Below are 15,309 nucleotides of genomic sequence, written 5' to 3' on the forward strand. Positions count from 1 at the left end.
TTATGCCCGCACACATCGCGGCCGCGCCGGATATTTTCGGCGCCTGTGAGGGCGCCTGTGAGAAAGAGAACACGGCCATGGATTCCGGATCTGCTTCCACAAGCGCCCCGTCTCATGCTCATGCCGGGCGCGGCGTGGCCACCTCCCTCATTGCATCGGTCCTGTTCGCCGTCATCTTTCTGATCGCCGGGCTGTTGCCAGGGTGGGGCGCCGAGGAAATCTTTGGCTGGCGCGTGGTCTTGACCCTTGCCACGTTGGGTGCGATCTTCCCGTTTCTTCCCGGGGCGCGTGCCGAGTTCCGTGACCTCTTCCTTAAAGTTCGACGTCGGCCGGCGCTCCTTCTGCCCGGGCTACTGGCGGCCGGTATTGTCGGAGTCCAGCTGTGGCTTTTCATGTGGGCGCCCCTGAATGGCATGGCGCTGTCGGTGTCCTTTGGTTACTTCCTGCTTCCGCTGACCATGGTGCTGGCTGGCCGAGCATTCTTCGCCGACCGGCTCAGCCCGTTACGTAAATTGGCTGTCGCCGCAGCTGCCGTGGGAGTTGCCCATGAGGCGTTCTCCGCGGGCGGACTGGCCTGGCCTACACTGCTGGTGTGTCTGGGCTACCCCGTGTACTTTGTGCTGAGGCGCAAGAGCGGTTTCGATCATCTGCCGGCGTTTGCGGCGGAATTGCTCGTCCTGTTGCCCGTGGGCGTGTATTTCATTCTGGCCGGCCCGCACGGTTTGAGCTCCGGAGGTGACACCGAAGGGCTTTGGGCGGCCTGGTCCATTGGCATTCTCGGTGGCATCGCTATGGCACTGTATTTGTTGGCCAGCAAGTGGCTGCCATTGTCTTTGTTTGGACTGCTGAGCTACGTTGAGCCGGTCCTGCTGGTGGGCGTTTCACTCTTTCTGGGCGAGACCCTTGGCTGGTCCGCCATGTTCACCTACGGCCCCATCTTGTTGGCGCTGCTACTCCTAGCTGTGGACGGCCGGCGAAAGGCACTGCCCAAGCCCTGACCACCACTACGGACCCTCCCTCAGCGATTGGGGTGTTTCGACGGACCCTCCCTCAGCGAATGGGGCGTTTCGACGGACCCTCCCTCAGCGATTGGGGCGTTTCGACGGATCCTCCCTACGCCTCTCCGCCAGGCCGCCACCCCATCCCATCCCCTCGAGTGTCCACTTAACGTACGCTTCGAGCCCATTTCGGCGCTCAAACGTACATTAAGTGGACACTCACCGCACGCACTGCTCGCGCTGGGAGAAGATGAATCATGAGCATCACGAAAACCATCATCTTGTTTGCACTGGCCGCCGTGGCTGAAATTGGCGGTGCGTGGCTGATCTGGCAGGCCGTGCGCGAGGACAAAGCGTGGTGGTGGGCAGGTCTGGGGATCGTAGCCCTGGGCGCCTACGGATTCATCGCAGCCATGCAACAAGACGCCAACTTTGGCCGGGTTCTGGCCGCGTACGGTGGGGTGTTCATTGCCGGTTCCCTGGTCTGGGGCATGATCGTGGACAAATTCACGCCCGACCGCTGGGACATCATCGGCGCCCTCGTGGCTCTGGCCGGCGTCAGCATCATCATGTTCGCGCCCCGCCCGGTCTAGTGTTCGCGCCCCGACCGCACTACCCCTACCTCCGCCGACCGCGAGGATGCAGCAGTTGCTAATGTTCCTCGCAATCATTGGCAACTACTGCATCCTCGCGGGGTGGGCTCGGGAGGAAATGAGCAGGAAAGGTGTAGAAACCTGCACCCGATAGGATTGACCACGTGAAAAACGTCCTGAAAGTATCCGCCGTCTGCATCTACGATCACGACGGACGGCTCCTCACGGTCCGCAAAAACGGCACCGATAAGTTCATGCACCCTGGCGGCAAGCCCGAACCGGGCGAGAGCGCAGCAGAAGCCGGGTCTCGGGAGCTGTCCGAAGAAGTGGGTCTGGAGATCGCCGCCGCAGACCTCACACTCATGGGTGTTTGGCACGGCACCGCCGCCAACGAAGCCAACACGGACATCGAGGCCACAGTCTTTACCGCTCCGGGAAGCTGGGCCGCCGGTTCAATCGTCCCGGCAGCGGAGATTGCCGAGCTGCGCTGGATGCACCTGATCGACGCAGCCGACTACGAAGACCTCGCCCCGCTACTGACCGAGTACGTGCTCCCGCGCCTGCTGAGCGCATAACTTCCCTTAACTAGCAGCTCTAGCAGGCAAGCAAGAACGGCAGCCGCAAACCGAAGCCGCTATGCCTCCTTGGGGAAGGAACCATCCGGTACCTCGGCGTCCGCAACGGCGGCCACGGCCTGGGCAAACTGGGTGTCGTGCAATTCCGCATAGCGCCCGCCGGCGCCAATGAGTTCGTCGTGCGTGCCACGTTCCACAATGCGTCCAGCTTCCAGCACCAGAATCACGTCGGCGGAGCGGATGGTGGAGAGCCGGTGCGCAATGACCAGCGCCGTCCGGCCTTCCAATGCCTCACCCAAAGCGGCCTGCACGGCGGCCTCATTCGTGGAATCCAAGGCCGCGGTGGCCTCATCCAAAATCACTACGGCTGGCTGCACCAGCAACAGGCGCGCAATGGTCAGGCGCTGGCGTTCACCACCGGAGAGCCGGTATCCGCGCTCCCCCACCACGGTGTCCAGACCATCGGGCAGAGCCTCCGCGAAGGCCGAGAGCCGAGCACGCTTGAGCACATCCCAAATCTCCGCATCCGTCGCGGTGGGCTTGGCCAGGCGCAGGTTGGATCGAATGGATTCGTGGAACAGGTGTCCGTCCTGCGTGACCATGCCAACGCCGGCGCGGAGGCCATCGAAGGACAGATCCCGCACGTCCACGCCCCCCAAGCGCACGGTGCCGGAATCGACGTCGTACAGCCTTGAAAGAAGCTGCGCAATGGTTGACTTGCCCGCCCCCGAGGAACCCACCAGCGCAATGGTCTGGCCAGGTTCGGCCCGGAAGGAAATCCCGTGCAGCACATCCTCGCCGCCGCGCGTGTCCAGCACCGCAACATCTTCGAGCGAGGCGAGCGAGACCTTGTCCGCCGACGGGTAGGCGAAGCGGACGTCGGAGAACTCCACGGCGAGCGGGCCCGCTGGAAGCACCACCGGAACGGGCTTTTCAGTAATCAGCGGCTTCAGATCGAGAATCTCAAACACGCGATCAAAGGAGACCAGCGCGCTCATGATGTCCACGCGCGCATTCGCCAAGGCGGTGAGCGGGGCGTACAGGCGAGTCAACAGCAGGGCCAGTACGACGACGTCGCCCGCGTTAAGCGTGCCACCGATGGCGAGGGCGCCACCCAGGCCATACACGAGCGCCAGCGCCAGTGAGGAGACCAGCATCAGCGCCGTGAAGAACACGAACTGCATGATCGCGGTGCGTACGCCAATGTCGCGGACGCGGTTCGCACGGGAGGCGAACTCGCGTGACTCCTCGGCGGGGCGGCCAAACAGCTTGACCAAGGTGGCACCGGGAGCGGAGAAGCGCTCTGTCATCTGCGTGCTCATATCGGCGTTCAGGTCAGCAGCCTCGCGGCGCAACCCAGCCAGTCGGCGGCCAAAGCGGCGGGCCGGCATGAGGAAGATCGGCAGCAGAACAAGTGCCAGCAACGTCACCAGCCACGAGGTGTTCAACATGACAATGAGCGTCAATACCAGCTGAACGGAGTTGGAAACAATGCCGGAGAGCGTGCCGGAAAACGCCTGCTGCGCACCAATGACATCGTTATTGAGCCGGCTCACCAGCGCGCCCGTGCGGGTACGGGTGAAGAAGGCGATGGGCATACGCTGCACGTGATCGAACACGGCGGTGCGCAGATCCAAGATGACCCCCTCACCCAGGTTCGCCGAAATCCAGCGGATCACCAGTGAGAGCCCTGCATCCAAAACCGCCACGAGCGCAATGAGGCCTGCCAGACGCACCACCACATCCACGGCAGATTTCGCCACAATGGCATCCACTACTTGGCCGGCCAGCACCGGAGTGGCCACCGCAAGCGCCGCCGAGATCACCGACAGCACCACAAAGACCAACAGTTTGCGACTGTAGGGCTTGGCGAAAAGGATCGTTCGGCGCAGGGTGTCCTTCGAGATTCCGCCGTTGGACTTGTCCGAGCGCATGGTGCTCCAAAGTGAGCTCCAGGCCGCGCCTTCCATACTCATGCGTGTATTCCTCATCATTAAGTGGGCAAGCTATAAGCCTAAACGCCCTGCCCTACATTGGGAATTCCCGGGTTCCAATTCCGCTTGAGGCCTGTCCAAGGCACGCTTCAGGCCTGTCCCGGGCATGAGATTCACATCACCAACGTCACCCTTGCTACTCAGGGGGAAATATTGCCGCCCGTTTTGGGGTTTCACAGTGATAGCGTCCAATGACGGAACCGCCGCGACTCAGCACCTTCGCGGCATCTCACCATCGAGCACAGCACAGCAAAGGAAACGTAGAAATGAATCGTCGCAGCTTTGGAGTCGTCGGATTACTTGCAGCAGCATCACTAGTCCTGGCGGCGTGCGGCGGCACCTCCGATACGGGTACCTCTGCTGGCGGGGACACATCCCTGAGCAGCGTGAAGGATGCTGGCCAGATTGTGTTCGCCACCGAGGGCACCTACAAGCCGTTCAGCTACCACGAAGGCGGCGCCGGCGATCTGACTGGTTACGACGTCGAGGTCGCCAAGGCTGTTGCTGACAAGCTCGGCGTGAAGGCCAAGTTTGAAGAAACCCAGTGGGATTCCATCTTTGCCGGTCTGGAAGCCAAGCGCTTTGACGCCATCGCCAATCAGGTGACCGTCAGCCCTGAACGCCAGGAAAAGTATGAGCTGTCCACCCCGTACACGGTGTCCCATGGCGTCATCGTGACCCTGGATAGCAACAAAGACATCATGTCTTTTGCCGATCTGAAGGACAAGACCACGGCCCAGTCGCTGACCAGCAACTGGTACAAACTGGCCACCTCCAGCGGCGCCAAGGTGGAGGCCGTTGAAGGCTGGGCCCAGGCCGCCACACTGTTGAAGGACGGCCGTGTTGATGCCAGCGTCAATGACAAGCTCACGGTTGTGGATTACCTGAAGAACACGCCTAACTCGGGTTTGAAGATCGCCGCCACCACCGATGAATCCTCCGACGCCTCAATCGCCTTCCGCAAGGGCTCCACTGCCCTCAAGGATGCTGTCGACGCAGCACTGAAGGATCTCGGCGCGGATGGCACCTTGACCAAGTTGAGCGAAAAGTACTTCGGCGAAGACTTCAGCAAGTAAGCGCCGGCACCGAACCCGCTAGAGTTCAGCCATGGACTTTAATCTCTTCTGGAGTTCCTTAGGCCCCATGTTGTTGGGCGCCATCAAGGGCACCATTCCACTGACACTGGCCTCGTTTGTTCTGGGCTTACTGATCGCGCTGATCATTGCGGTCATGCGTATCAGCTCGAACAAACTGGCCAGTGGCGTGGGCGGGGTCTACGTCTCGATCATCCGCGGAACTCCCCTGTTGGTGCAGCTGTTCGTGATCTTCTACGGGCTGCCCACCATTGGGGTGAAGCTGGATCCTTGGCCCAGCGCCATCATCGCCTTCTCCCTGAATGTGGGCGGTTACGCGGCCGAGATCATTCGCGCCGCAATCCTCTCTGTGCCTCGTGGCCAGTGGGAAGCCGGGCACATGATCGGCATGTCGCGCAATCAGACGCTGCTGCGGATCATTTTGCCGCAGGCCGCCCGCGTGTCCGTCCCGCCGCTCTCCAACACCTTCATTTCGCTCGTCAAGGACACCTCGCTGGCGTCGCTGATTCTCGTCACCGAATTGTTCCGCGTTGCCCAGCAGGTGGCGGCGTTCAGCGGGGAATTCATGCTGCTTTACCTTGAGGCGGCCCTCATTTACTGGGTCATTTGCCTCGTGTTGTCGACTGCCCAGACCCGTGTGGAAAAGAGGTTGGACCGCTATGTCGCCCACTGATTCCGTCTTACAGGTTCGTGGCCTGACCAAGGCGTTCGGCACCAACACCGTGCTGCGCGGCATCGATCTCGATGTCCCCCGCGGCAAGGTGGTGGCACTCATTGGCCCGTCCGGTTCGGGCAAGACCACCATTCTGCGTTCCCTTAATGGACTTGAGATGCCCGACGCCGGAAAAGTCACCGTGGGTGCCCGGGACGCATCCGCTGAGCAAGATCTCACCATTGACTTCGGTGCTACGGCGAGCTCGAAAAAGGCTCGGGCTGCTGAGGTTGCCGCGTTACGTGACCGCAGCGCCATGGTGTTCCAGCACTACAACCTCTTCCCGCATAAGACGGTCCTGCAAAATGTCATCGAGGGCCCGGTTCAAGTGCAGAAGCGTCCCCGCGCTGACGTTGTGGCCGAGGCGGAAAAGCTGCTGGCGCGTGTGGGCTTAGCGGACAAACTCGACGCTTACCCCTTTGAACTTTCCGGTGGCCAGCAGCAGCGTGTCGGCATTGTGCGCGCCCTGGCGCTGAAGCCGCAACTGCTTCTTTTTGACGAGCCCACCTCGGCCCTCGATCCTGAGCTGGTGGATGACGTCCTTGCCGTTATTAAGGAACTGGCTGACGAAGGGTGGACCATGGTGATTGTCACCCACGAGCTGGCCTTTGCCCGGCAGACAGCCGATGAGGTGGTCTTCATGGATGGCGGTGTGGTGGTGGAACGCGGTCCGGCCAGCCAAGTGTTGCGCAACCCTAAAGAGGAACGTACACAGGCGTTCGTGCGGCGCCTGCTTCACGAAATTTAGGCCTGTATCCCTTATCCCCTAGCCGAGCCCAACCCCAACCCCCAGCCGAGGTCATGGGGAGTGCACCCCATCGCCAACGCCACCTCCGGTGACATAGCTTGATACAGAGCTGTTCTACGCGTCTGGACTGGGTAGTCCGCCCGGCGCCTACCGAGATTGCACCACCGACACTGCACAGGGGAAACACATGACTGAACCATCCACGGCACGTCCCATCATTTTGCGCCGTGTGCAGATGAGCACCACCGCGTGGACCTTGCTGTGCGAATCAACCAGCGCCACGCTGGGACTTCCCACCACCGCGGCCGCCGAAGGCGCCGAGCCCTTGACCGAAGCAGCCACAGCAGCTGGCTGGGCAGAGCTGCATACTTTGGAGATGTCCCCGCTGCCAGGTGAGGTAACGCGGCAGTGGACAGGCGCCGTCGCACTTCTTCTAACAGCTCCCATCACGGTGACGGCGCGGGGCACGTACAACGGTGTCAGTACCACCAGTGCTTTGGGGCTGCGGGCCGGGCGCGGGCTGGCCGTCCACCAGCGGCATGTGTCTGAGCAGGGCTCTGCTGGCACCACTATCACCGGCAGCGAGGACAGCATGGAGATCACGCTGTTCAACGAGGAAAACGTGTGGGGTGCTGTGTCCCGTCTGCTGCCGCCGCTGGATGTTGTCCGTGCTCGCGCCCAGGCAGCGCCCATGAATTCCGAGCCGTCGGTGGTCATTGGCGCAGGAACCACGCCAGCGTCGCTTCCTGCCGAGGACGCGAACATTACCCTCAGCGTCACCACGGTAGCGCCAGGACTTCCGCCGCGGGTCTTCTCTGGCATGTGGTCGGTGCAGGGCGAGACGTTGTATTCGGTGACCACCCGCAACACGGCATCCAGCCCGGCAACCAGCAGTGAAGCCCCGGAATTGCGACTAACCAAGGTGCCTGCGGGGCACATTGCCCATGAGCTGGTATTCGCGGTGGCCGGCGCACACGACGCCCTGGCTGCGGCTGCAGCTGCAGCTCCTGCTGCTACTGAAGATGGCGCCCAATGAGCTCCGGAATGCAGGGGCTGGATCCGGCGGACTGCCGTGAGCTCGTCAAAATACTGAAAAATCGGCCGCCCAACTGGAGCAGGCGGGAGCGTCTCTCGCCCAGACGGTTGGCCGCACGGGATGGCAGGGCCCGGACAGCCACCGGTTCCGCGCACAGTGGCCGGCGAACAGGAAGCGTCTGAGCACCACTGCCCGAGAATTGGAGGATGCAGCAACCCAGCTGCTGCGTGAAATAGCTGAGCAGGAACGCACCAGCGCTGTGGATACTGGCGGTGGAAGCCTGTGGGACGGCATTGTCGGCGCTGGCAAGGACTTGTGGGATGACGTCACTGATGGCGTGGACAACGTCGTGGACGGCATCCATGACGCCGCTGACAACGTGGTCAATGCGGTTGAGGACGGGCTCAGCTGGATTGGTCAGCAGATTGATTTTTCCGCCATCAATAAGGCTGCGACCACGGGTGCCGGGCATTTGAGTCATTTTCTGGGCATGGCTGGCCAGTGGCTGGACGGCAATCCACCCTCGCTGGCTGGACTTGCTGCCTCGGCCGGTCTGGTCCTGGGAAGTAGCTTCAGCACCGGAGTAAGCGTCCTCACCGGCGGGCACGTCAACCTGAATCTATTCGAAGACGGCCAGCCCTATGCTGGGGAGCCTCAACCTGTCAGCAATAGTTCCGATCACCCGTTACAGCTGCCCAACTCGATTAGTTCCATCTTCGGCGGGGTCGAGGACGCCTACAATGTGGCAGGAACACCAGGCACACCGGACGGGGATGTGCGGATCGTCAGCGTGGAACAGCCTGACGGCAGCATGGCCTACATCGTCAACATCCCCGGCACAGAGACGTGGGGTATCAACGGCAGCGGGCAGGGCAGAGACCTGACCAGCAACTTGATGGTCATGGCAGGTCAATCCAGCTCCGCCCAAAGGGCCATCGAGCTGGCCATGCAACAGGCAGGCATTCCACCGGGAGCCCCGGTTTTGCTGGCAGGACACAGCCAGGGCGGCATGATCGCGGCTGCCCTTGCCTCAGACCCCGGTTTCATGGACCGGTACAACGTCACCAATGTGGTGACAGTGGGGTCCCCCGTGAACGGTGTGGATATTGACCCGCGCGTCCACGTGCTCGAGGCGCAGCACCAGGGCGATCTTGTTCCAAAGCTGGATCTGGGTGGGCTGGACGCCAACTTCAACATGCCGGGCACTCCGTCCAATGTCACAGTTGTCACCATGGATGACCCGCCACGTGATGCTTTGGGCAACATCCTGCATTATGCGCCGTCGCCGATTGGCAATTTGGTCCAAGACGTTCGGGATGTCTCCACCAACCATGCAACGGACCTGTACAAGAATGATTTGGCCAACACCTCGAAGTACCCTGGCATAGGCTCGTACGAACAAGATCCATCAATGGATGTCTTCCTCAGCAACGATCCCGACAGGGTGAGCGCTGTAGACATCCCCGTAAGCCGGAGGTAAATCCAACATGAGTATAAAGGCTCGCAGATTGCGTATGGTTCTTCTTATGGGACTCTTTGCAGCACTTCTGGCCGCCTGCTCCAATGGTGGCGCATCCTTTGTCAAAGACATGGACGCCGCACTCGCTGACGTCCCTGGGGTAGTTCACGTCAGCACCGACTACAACACCAACAACGGGATGAGCACACGCATCACAGTCCGTATCACCGCGTCCGCGGATGCCTCCTTGGAAACGGTGCTCTCCGATTCTCTGCACACCTTTGCCGACACCTCCGGCTCGACCAGGGGCACCATTTCAGTGTCCTACTACGTCTTCACTGAGGGTGACGAGGAAAACGGCATTCGCCCCTCTGCGTTAGGGCTCCCGATCACACCTACCGTGGATCAGATCCGGGAATTCGCCAGCGGCGCGCACTAAACAGGTTAGTGAGAACGCCCACCGCAATTTCAAGGATCAACCGCGGATCGTTTTAGGGATCAACCCTAGACCGGCGAATCGCGGCAATCCCAGCCCGCAGAGATTCGACGGCAAGACCGAGCTCCCGGCGGCCGGTCTTGCCAACGCCTATGACGTTGACAAAGGCATGGATGTGTCCGGAAGCGATCTGCCGTGTCACAGGAGTTCCTGCCGCCTCAAGCTTGTCGGCGTACGCCAGCCCCTCATCGCGCAGCACGTCAAACCCCGCGACCACCACGTGCGCTGGCGGATGTCCGGCCAGCTCGGCCAGAAGTGGTGAGACCCGAGGATCGGTGGCTTGCGTGGGATCGCTCAGATAACGCTCCCGGTACCAATCCATTTTGGTGTCTGTCAGGAAGAACCCCTCGCCGAACAGTTCATAAGAGCGGTGTTTCCTAGACAAATCCGTCGCTGGGTAGAACAGCAGTTGGTAATCCGGCGCACCCTCGTCAAGCGTCTCGGCGCACACCGCCGCGCTGAGGGTACCGCCGGCGCTATCACCGGCCACCGCCACAACATCGCCCCATTGCTGCTGCGCCCGCACCCACCTATACGCATCGATGGCGTCTTCGAGTCCGGCCGGGAAGCGATGTTCCGGCGCCAGCCTATAGTCCACCGAAATCACGGCCACGTTCACCTCGGCGGCAATGTAGCGGCACACCGAGTCCGTGGAATCGAGGCCACCCACTACCCATCCGCCGCCATGAAAATAGACCACGGCTGCTTCCACCGGGACGGCTGGATCATTGACGTAAACGCGGGCACCCACCGAGCCTGCACGGGTCGGAATAGCAATGTTCAGCACTTGCCCCACCGGCGTATTTAGACCAAGCAACAGGGCCGCATCCTCGGTCTGTTCCCGTGCTTGCGACAAGGAGAGATCTTCCGATTCCGGGAGCGCGTTGAGCAGCCGCAACGCCATCTGCACTTCGGTAAACAACCGTTGGCCATCAATCTCAATCGGCTTGCCGGCGATCAGCCGCTGAACACCTTCCGGCAGCGCAGCGACCGCGCGAATGGCGCCTCGCATCGCGCCGACCGAAAGCGCACGGACCGAAACTGAACTTTTCGGCATGTATTTCTCCTCCTCGGGCCGCAGAAACCCCCGGTCAACAAAACGCTGCTACCGGACTTTCAACTGTGGCGTCAGCCTACGCGCCCGGGATGTGTGTACACGTTTAACGTGCTGCCGCGACTAAAGCCCACCAGAGTGATCCCCGCGGTTTGGGCCAGTTCAACAGCCAAGGACGACGGCGCACTCACGGCCGCGAGCATCGGCACCCCTGCCATCGCTGCCTTTTGAACGAGCTCAAACGAGGCCCGTCCCGAGACCTGCAAAATGGTGTTGTCCAAGGGGAGCTGCTTGTCCCTGAACGCGGCACCCACCACCTTGTCCACGGCATTGTGCCGGCCAACGTCTTCACGCAGCGAGAGGAGCTCCCCATCCGGGGCAAACAGCCCCGCCGCGTGGACGCCGCCCGTCTTTTCAAACAATTTCTGTTGTTCCCGCAGCGTGTCAGGCAGCGCTGCCAGCACAGACGCTGAAAGAAGTACCCCATCCACGGGAGCAGCGACCCTAAAGTGGGAGGACTTGTGCACGGCGTCAATGGAGGCCGTTCCGCAAATCCCACACGCGCTTGAGGTAGTCACATGGCGTTGGGCCGCTGGTAATGGCATGGCCACATCGGGGCGAAGTTGAGCCTCAACCACGTTGAAGGTCTGCTGCCCGTTTTCGTCCTCGCCAGCACAGAACCGCAGCGAAATCAGCTGAACAGGTTCAAAGATGATCCCCTCCGAGACCAGTAAACCTGCCACCAGATCAAAATCATCGCCCGGGGTGCGCATAGTGACCATGAAGGACTCGTGCCCTAAACGAATTTCGAGAGGCTCCTCTACGGCCAGTGCCTCCTCGCGAACAACCCGGCGACCATCGGTGATGCTGATCTTGGTGGCCTTGACCCGGCGGATAAGCCGTCCCATGTAAATCCTTTCAAAAAAATAAAGCGTCTAAGATCAACAGTAGATGCTCCGCGATGAAGGGAATCATCATGGCTGGCAAAGCGCCGCAGGAAAACATTGACGAACAGCAACTCTCAGTCGGAAGTGTGAAAAAGAAGGCCGTGGGTATTCCCGGCGTTGTTCACTCCTTGGAGATCTCGTTCAAGCAGATGGGCCCCTTCCGGGCTGCACGAGCCTTGCTGCAAGTCAACCAAAAAGACGGCTTTGACTGCATGGGCTGTGCCTGGCCCGAATCCGACAAGCGGCACAAGGCGGAATTTTGCGAAAACGGTGCCAAAGCTGTCGCCGAGGAGGCAACTAACAGGCGTGTGCCGCCGTCGTTCTTCGCAGAGCACAGCGTCAGCGAGCTGCGCACGTGGGACGATTACCGGTTGGGACAACAGGGCCGCCTGACCGATCCCATGTACCTCGCCGAGGGCAGCGACCACTACGTTCCCGTTTCCTGGGAGCGTGCGCTAGGGATTTTAGCGGATGAACTCAAGGCGCTGAAGAACCCCAATGAGGCGATTTTCTACACGTCCGGGCGAACATCTAACGAGGCCGCATTCCTGTACCAGCTGATGGTGCGCGGACTCGGCACCAACAATCTGCCCGACTGCTCCAATATGTGCCACGAGTCCAGCGGTTCGGCCCTGACGGAGACCATTGGCATTGGTAAGGGCTCGGTGTCGCTGGAGGACATTTACCAGTCCGAGCTGATCCTCATTGCGGGCCAGAATCCCGGCACCAACCACCCCCGCATGCTCACGGCGCTGGAAAAGGCCAAGAAAAACGGGGCTGTGATTGTGGCTGTCAACCCGCTGCCAGAGGCCGGGCTGATGAACTTCAAAAACCCACAAACTGCGCGCGGTCTGGTGGGCGGCGGCACTGATCTGGCCGACGATTTCCTGCAGATCAAGCTCGGTGGCGACCAGGCACTGTTCCAGGGTCTGGGCAAGTTCCTGCTCGAGGAACAGCGCCGCCCCGGCTCCCCCAATGCCGGCCGCATCTTTGACACCGCCTTCATCGACTCCCACACCACCGGTCTGGGCGAGTATCTGGAACAGCTCGAGCACGTCACGTGGGCCGAGATTGTCACGGCCACCGGGCTCACCGAGGCGCAAATCCGGGCCACCGGCGAACGCCTCATCAAATCCAAGGCCACGGTGGTCTGCTGGGCTATGGGCCTGACGCAGCACAAACACTCAGTGGCGATGCTGCGCGATGTGGTTAATGTGTTGCTGCTCCAGGGCAACATCGGCAAGCCCGGCGCCGGCGTGTGCCCGGTCCGCGGCCATTCCAACGTCCAGGGTGATCGCACCATGGGCATCTTTGAGCGCATGCCGGATTCCTTCCACGACGCCCTCGATGCCGAGTTCTCCTTCTCCTCTCCGCGCCCTCACGGCTTTGACACGGTGGCCGCCATCGAGGCGATGCGCGACGGTTTGGCAGGGGTTTTCCTCGGCATGGGCGGCAACTTTGTCCGGGCCACCCCGGATTCGTCTGTCACCGAAGCCGCACTGAATAAGCTCTCCCTGACGGCGCAGATTTCCACCAAGCTGAATAAATCGCACCTTATTACGGGCCGCTCTGCCCTAATCCTGCCCACGCTGGGCCGCACCGAGCGTGACGCTCAAGCCAGCGGTGATCAGCGCGTCACTGTCGAAGATTCCATGAGCGCCGTGCACGCCTCGCGCGGCCGGCTCGCTCCGGCGTCGGATAATTTGCTCTCCGAGGTCGCCATTGTGTGCCGTCTCGCGCAGCTGCTTTTTGAAACGGACGACGGCGGCACCCGCCCGGGTGCGCCCCTCGCCGACTGGGCCGCGATGGCTGGGGACTACAGCTTGATCCGGTCCCACATTGCGGCAGTGGTCCCCGGATTCGAGGATTTTGAAGCGAAGATCGAGGTACCCGGCGGCTTTATCTTGCCGCACGGCCCGCGCGATTCGAGGTCCTTTACCACCGAGTCCGGGCTGGCCCACTTTACGGCCAATGAGTTGGAGTACCCGCGGGTGCCCGAGGGCCGTCTGCTGTTGCAGACCCTGCGCTCTCACGACCAGTACAACACCACCATCTATGGCAAGGATGACCGTTACCGCGGCATTAAGAACGGGCGCCGCGTGGTGTTTGTGAACCAGAAGGACCTGGATTCCTTCGGCATCGCCGACGGCACCATGGTGGATCTGGTTTCGGAATGGAAGGACGGTGTGGATAGGCGTGCCCCGAACTTCCGCGTCGTGGCTTACTCCACCCCCGAGGGTTGCGCCGCCGCGTACTATCCCGAAACCAACGTTCTGGTCCCGCTCGATTCCAAGGCTGATGTCAGCGGAACCCCCACCTCCAAGTCAGTGGTCATCCGGTTGGAGCCCGTGGCCTGACCGTTCCTTCATCGATCCGTGAGGAATGGTCGCTTTGACAGATCAAAGCGACCATTCCTCACGGATCGATGGCTGCGAAGCGGCATTTCCTCCCTGATCACCGCAAAAGTACCCACTGGCCAGCCCCGTTGCTTCCTCCACAGGGCCGCCCTCCGCCGTTCTGTTCACAAATCCACCAATCATGGTGGAGTAGGACGCGGACAAGGCCGTCAATGGAGACATGAGAACTCCGAAACCGCTTCCCCTGCACCTTGTTGGCAGACCCTTCACGCTCGCTCAAGCTCTGCAAGCGGGTGTCACTCGCGGCCGAACCCGAGCCTCAGACCTTTCGACGCCGTACCGAGACGTCCGCCTGCCTCACCCCGCGGATGTCAGCCTGATTGAGCGGTGCAGGGCAGTCACCTCCGTGACTCCCACCAGTGTCATCAGCCACATCACCGCAGCCCAGCTCCATGAGTTTCGGCTCCCGTTCCGTTTCCTCAACATGCAGGACATTCACTTGTCGAAAAACCTGGGACAAGGCAGGCCACAGCGCAACCGGGTCTACGGCCACGAAATATCCTTGGTGCCGACTGACTATGCCGTAGTACGAGGCATTCCAGTCACGTCCGTGCAAAGAACACTCCTGGATATCGCACCCGAGCTCACAGTTGATGAACTCGTGGCCGTTGCGGACCAGATTGTTTGCGCCCACAACCGTAGTTTTGGCCCGCCAAAGCTCCCGTTGGTGGAAATCAGTGAGCTGCGCTCATACATTGATCAGCACCGCGGACTGCGCGGAATACGTAAGTTGGTGGCAGCGATGGAACTCGTCCGGGTCGGCTCGGATTCAGCACCTGAGAGCCAGCTCAGGCTGTGTATCCAGCGCTGGGCCCTTCCTGAGTTCATGTGCAACTATGAAATCAAGGACGCCGCAGGGACTCCCCAAGTTGCTCCGGATTTGTCCTGCCCTCGTTACCGCACCTGTGCTGAATATGACGGAGGCCATCATTTCAGTCCGGAACAACAGTCCAAGGACCACGACCGGAACTTCCTGACCACTTCTCTGGGATGGCACCAGAGCGTGATCAACAAGCACGACATGGGGAAAGGCGGGCTGGTAGCCATCACCAAAATAGCGCGAATGCTTGTTCTCGGAGGGTGGGACGATCCAGCGAATCTGGCCAGGCGCTCACTGCTCGGTCAGCTGCATGTCCGCAAGGACATCAGGTGACTGCGACACACCCCTTGGTCATCGATCCGTGAG

Annotated in this window: 15 protein-coding genes; 11 read left to right on the forward strand and 4 right to left on the reverse strand. The window is 61.1% G+C overall.

The window, feature by feature from the left end; genetic code table 11:
• Positions 1–2 precede the first annotated feature (2 nt).
• The 3 genes from rarD to AS189_RS17815 all read left to right on the forward strand — a co-directional run bounded on the left by rarD (position 3) and on the right by AS189_RS17815 (position 2,166).
• On the forward strand, positions 3–998 hold the full coding sequence (gene rarD / locus AS189_RS17805) for an EamA family transporter RarD (RefSeq protein ID WP_202814106.1): 996 nt from the start codon (positions 3–5) through the stop codon (positions 996–998).
• A gap of 257 nt (positions 999–1,255) precedes the next feature.
• Entirely contained in the window at positions 1,256–1,591 is a 336-nt protein-coding gene (locus tag AS189_RS17810; protein ID WP_062291959.1) for a YnfA family protein, read from the forward strand.
• Positions 1,592–1,755: 164 nt separating this feature from the next.
• Positions 1,756–2,166: an NUDIX hydrolase gene (locus tag AS189_RS17815; protein WP_062291962.1), complete on the forward strand. Its 411-nt coding sequence runs from the start codon at positions 1,756–1,758 to the stop codon at positions 2,164–2,166.
• Positions 2,167–2,225: 59 nt separating this feature from the next.
• On the opposite strand, the gene AS189_RS17820 is transcribed toward AS189_RS17815, so the two are convergent.
• A complete protein-coding gene (locus tag AS189_RS17820; RefSeq protein WP_062291965.1) occupies positions 2,226–4,142 on the reverse strand; it encodes an ABC transporter ATP-binding protein in 1,917 nt (638 codons plus the stop codon).
• Between the two features lie 284 nt (positions 4,143–4,426).
• On the opposite strand from AS189_RS17820, the gene AS189_RS17825 reads away from it, so the two are divergent.
• The 6 genes from AS189_RS17825 to AS189_RS17850 all read left to right on the forward strand — a co-directional run bounded on the left by AS189_RS17825 (position 4,427) and on the right by AS189_RS17850 (position 9,648).
• Positions 4,427–5,236: an amino acid ABC transporter substrate-binding protein gene (locus AS189_RS17825; protein ID WP_062291968.1), complete on the forward strand. Its 810-nt coding sequence runs from the start codon at positions 4,427–4,429 to the stop codon at positions 5,234–5,236.
• Positions 5,237–5,267: 31 nt separating this feature from the next.
• A complete protein-coding gene (locus tag AS189_RS17830; protein ID WP_062291971.1) occupies positions 5,268–5,927 on the forward strand; it encodes an amino acid ABC transporter permease in 660 nt (219 codons plus the stop codon).
• Entirely contained in the window at positions 5,914–6,714 is an 801-nt protein-coding gene (locus AS189_RS17835) for an amino acid ABC transporter ATP-binding protein (protein WP_062291974.1), read from the forward strand. The genes AS189_RS17830 and AS189_RS17835 overlap by 14 nt, the downstream gene beginning before the upstream one ends.
• Before the next feature lie 187 nt (positions 6,715–6,901).
• Positions 6,902–7,750, forward strand: coding sequence for a hypothetical protein (locus AS189_RS17840; protein WP_062291978.1), 849 nt, complete (start codon positions 6,902–6,904; stop codon positions 7,748–7,750).
• A 199-nt stretch (positions 7,751–7,949) separates the two neighbouring features.
• Positions 7,950–9,230, forward strand: coding sequence for a hypothetical protein (locus tag AS189_RS17845; RefSeq protein ID WP_062291981.1), 1,281 nt, complete (start codon positions 7,950–7,952; stop codon positions 9,228–9,230).
• Positions 9,231–9,276: 46 nt separating this feature from the next.
• Positions 9,277–9,648 (forward strand): hypothetical protein, encoded by a 372-nt coding sequence (locus AS189_RS17850; RefSeq protein ID WP_062291984.1) that lies wholly within the window; start codon positions 9,277–9,279, stop codon positions 9,646–9,648.
• Between the two features lie 52 nt (positions 9,649–9,700).
• Here AS189_RS17850 and AS189_RS17855 read toward each other — a convergent pair whose 3' ends face one another.
• Positions 9,701–10,762 (reverse strand): alpha/beta hydrolase, encoded by a 1,062-nt coding sequence (locus AS189_RS17855; RefSeq protein WP_082634415.1) that lies wholly within the window; start codon positions 10,760–10,762, stop codon positions 9,701–9,703.
• A gap of 71 nt (positions 10,763–10,833) precedes the next feature.
• Complete coding sequence (gene fdhD / locus AS189_RS17860) at positions 10,834–11,667, reverse strand: formate dehydrogenase accessory sulfurtransferase FdhD (RefSeq protein WP_062291986.1); 834 nt, start codon at positions 11,665–11,667, stop codon at positions 10,834–10,836.
• Between the two features lie 68 nt (positions 11,668–11,735).
• Between fdhD and AS189_RS17865 the strand changes: the two genes are divergently transcribed.
• The gene (locus AS189_RS17865; RefSeq protein ID WP_062294022.1) at positions 11,736–14,063 is read left to right on the forward strand and encodes an FdhF/YdeP family oxidoreductase; all 2,328 of its coding nucleotides are present in this window, start codon (positions 11,736–11,738) and stop codon (positions 14,061–14,063) included.
• 42 nt (positions 14,064–14,105) lie between these two features.
• Here the strand turns inward: AS189_RS17865 and AS189_RS20105 are convergent, their stop codons facing one another.
• Positions 14,106–14,285 carry a hypothetical protein gene (locus AS189_RS20105; protein WP_129587338.1) on the reverse strand — a complete coding sequence of 60 codons (180 nt, stop codon included), beginning with the start codon at positions 14,283–14,285 and terminating at the stop codon, positions 14,106–14,108.
• On the opposite strand from AS189_RS20105, the gene AS189_RS20420 reads away from it, so the two are divergent.
• Positions 14,284–15,276, forward strand: coding sequence for a hypothetical protein (locus AS189_RS20420; RefSeq protein WP_193393497.1), 993 nt, complete (start codon positions 14,284–14,286; stop codon positions 15,274–15,276). The two genes, AS189_RS20105 and AS189_RS20420, sit on opposite strands and share 2 nt — an antisense overlap.
• Positions 15,277–15,309: the final 33 nt, after the last annotated feature.

The sequence above is a fragment of the Arthrobacter alpinus genome (assembly GCF_001445575.1).
Classification (GTDB): domain Bacteria; phylum Actinomycetota; class Actinomycetes; order Actinomycetales; family Micrococcaceae; genus Specibacter; species Specibacter alpinus_C.

Bases quoted from the DNA above. Each gene is read 5' to 3' on its own strand.
- rarD (WP_202814106.1), top strand. From the start codon at position 3: ATGCCCGCACACATCGCGGCCGCGCCGGATATTTTCGGCGCCTGTGAG.
- AS189_RS17810 (WP_062291959.1), top strand. From the start codon at position 1,256: ATGAGCATCACGAAAACCATCATCTTGTTTGCACTGGCCGCCGTGGCT.
- AS189_RS17820 (WP_062291965.1), bottom strand. From the start codon at position 4,142: ATGAGTATGGAAGGCGCGGCCTGGAGCTCACTTTGGAGCACCATGCGC.
- AS189_RS17825 (WP_062291968.1), top strand. From the start codon at position 4,427: ATGAATCGTCGCAGCTTTGGAGTCGTCGGATTACTTGCAGCAGCATCA.
- AS189_RS17830 (WP_062291971.1), top strand. From the start codon at position 5,268: ATGGACTTTAATCTCTTCTGGAGTTCCTTAGGCCCCATGTTGTTGGGC.
- AS189_RS17835 (WP_062291974.1), top strand. From the start codon at position 5,914: ATGTCGCCCACTGATTCCGTCTTACAGGTTCGTGGCCTGACCAAGGCG.
- AS189_RS17840 (WP_062291978.1), top strand. From the start codon at position 6,902: ATGACTGAACCATCCACGGCACGTCCCATCATTTTGCGCCGTGTGCAG.
- AS189_RS17850 (WP_062291984.1), top strand. From the start codon at position 9,277: ATGGGACTCTTTGCAGCACTTCTGGCCGCCTGCTCCAATGGTGGCGCA.
- AS189_RS17855 (WP_082634415.1), bottom strand. From the start codon at position 10,762: ATGCCGAAAAGTTCAGTTTCGGTCCGTGCGCTTTCGGTCGGCGCGATG.
- fdhD (WP_062291986.1), bottom strand. From the start codon at position 11,667: ATGGGACGGCTTATCCGCCGGGTCAAGGCCACCAAGATCAGCATCACC.
- AS189_RS17865 (WP_062294022.1), top strand. From the start codon at position 11,736: ATGGCTGGCAAAGCGCCGCAGGAAAACATTGACGAACAGCAACTCTCA.
- AS189_RS20420 (WP_193393497.1), top strand. From the start codon at position 14,284: ATGAGAACTCCGAAACCGCTTCCCCTGCACCTTGTTGGCAGACCCTTC.
- AS189_RS20105 (WP_129587338.1), bottom strand. From the start codon at position 14,285: ATGTCTCCATTGACGGCCTTGTCCGCGTCCTACTCCACCATGATTGGT.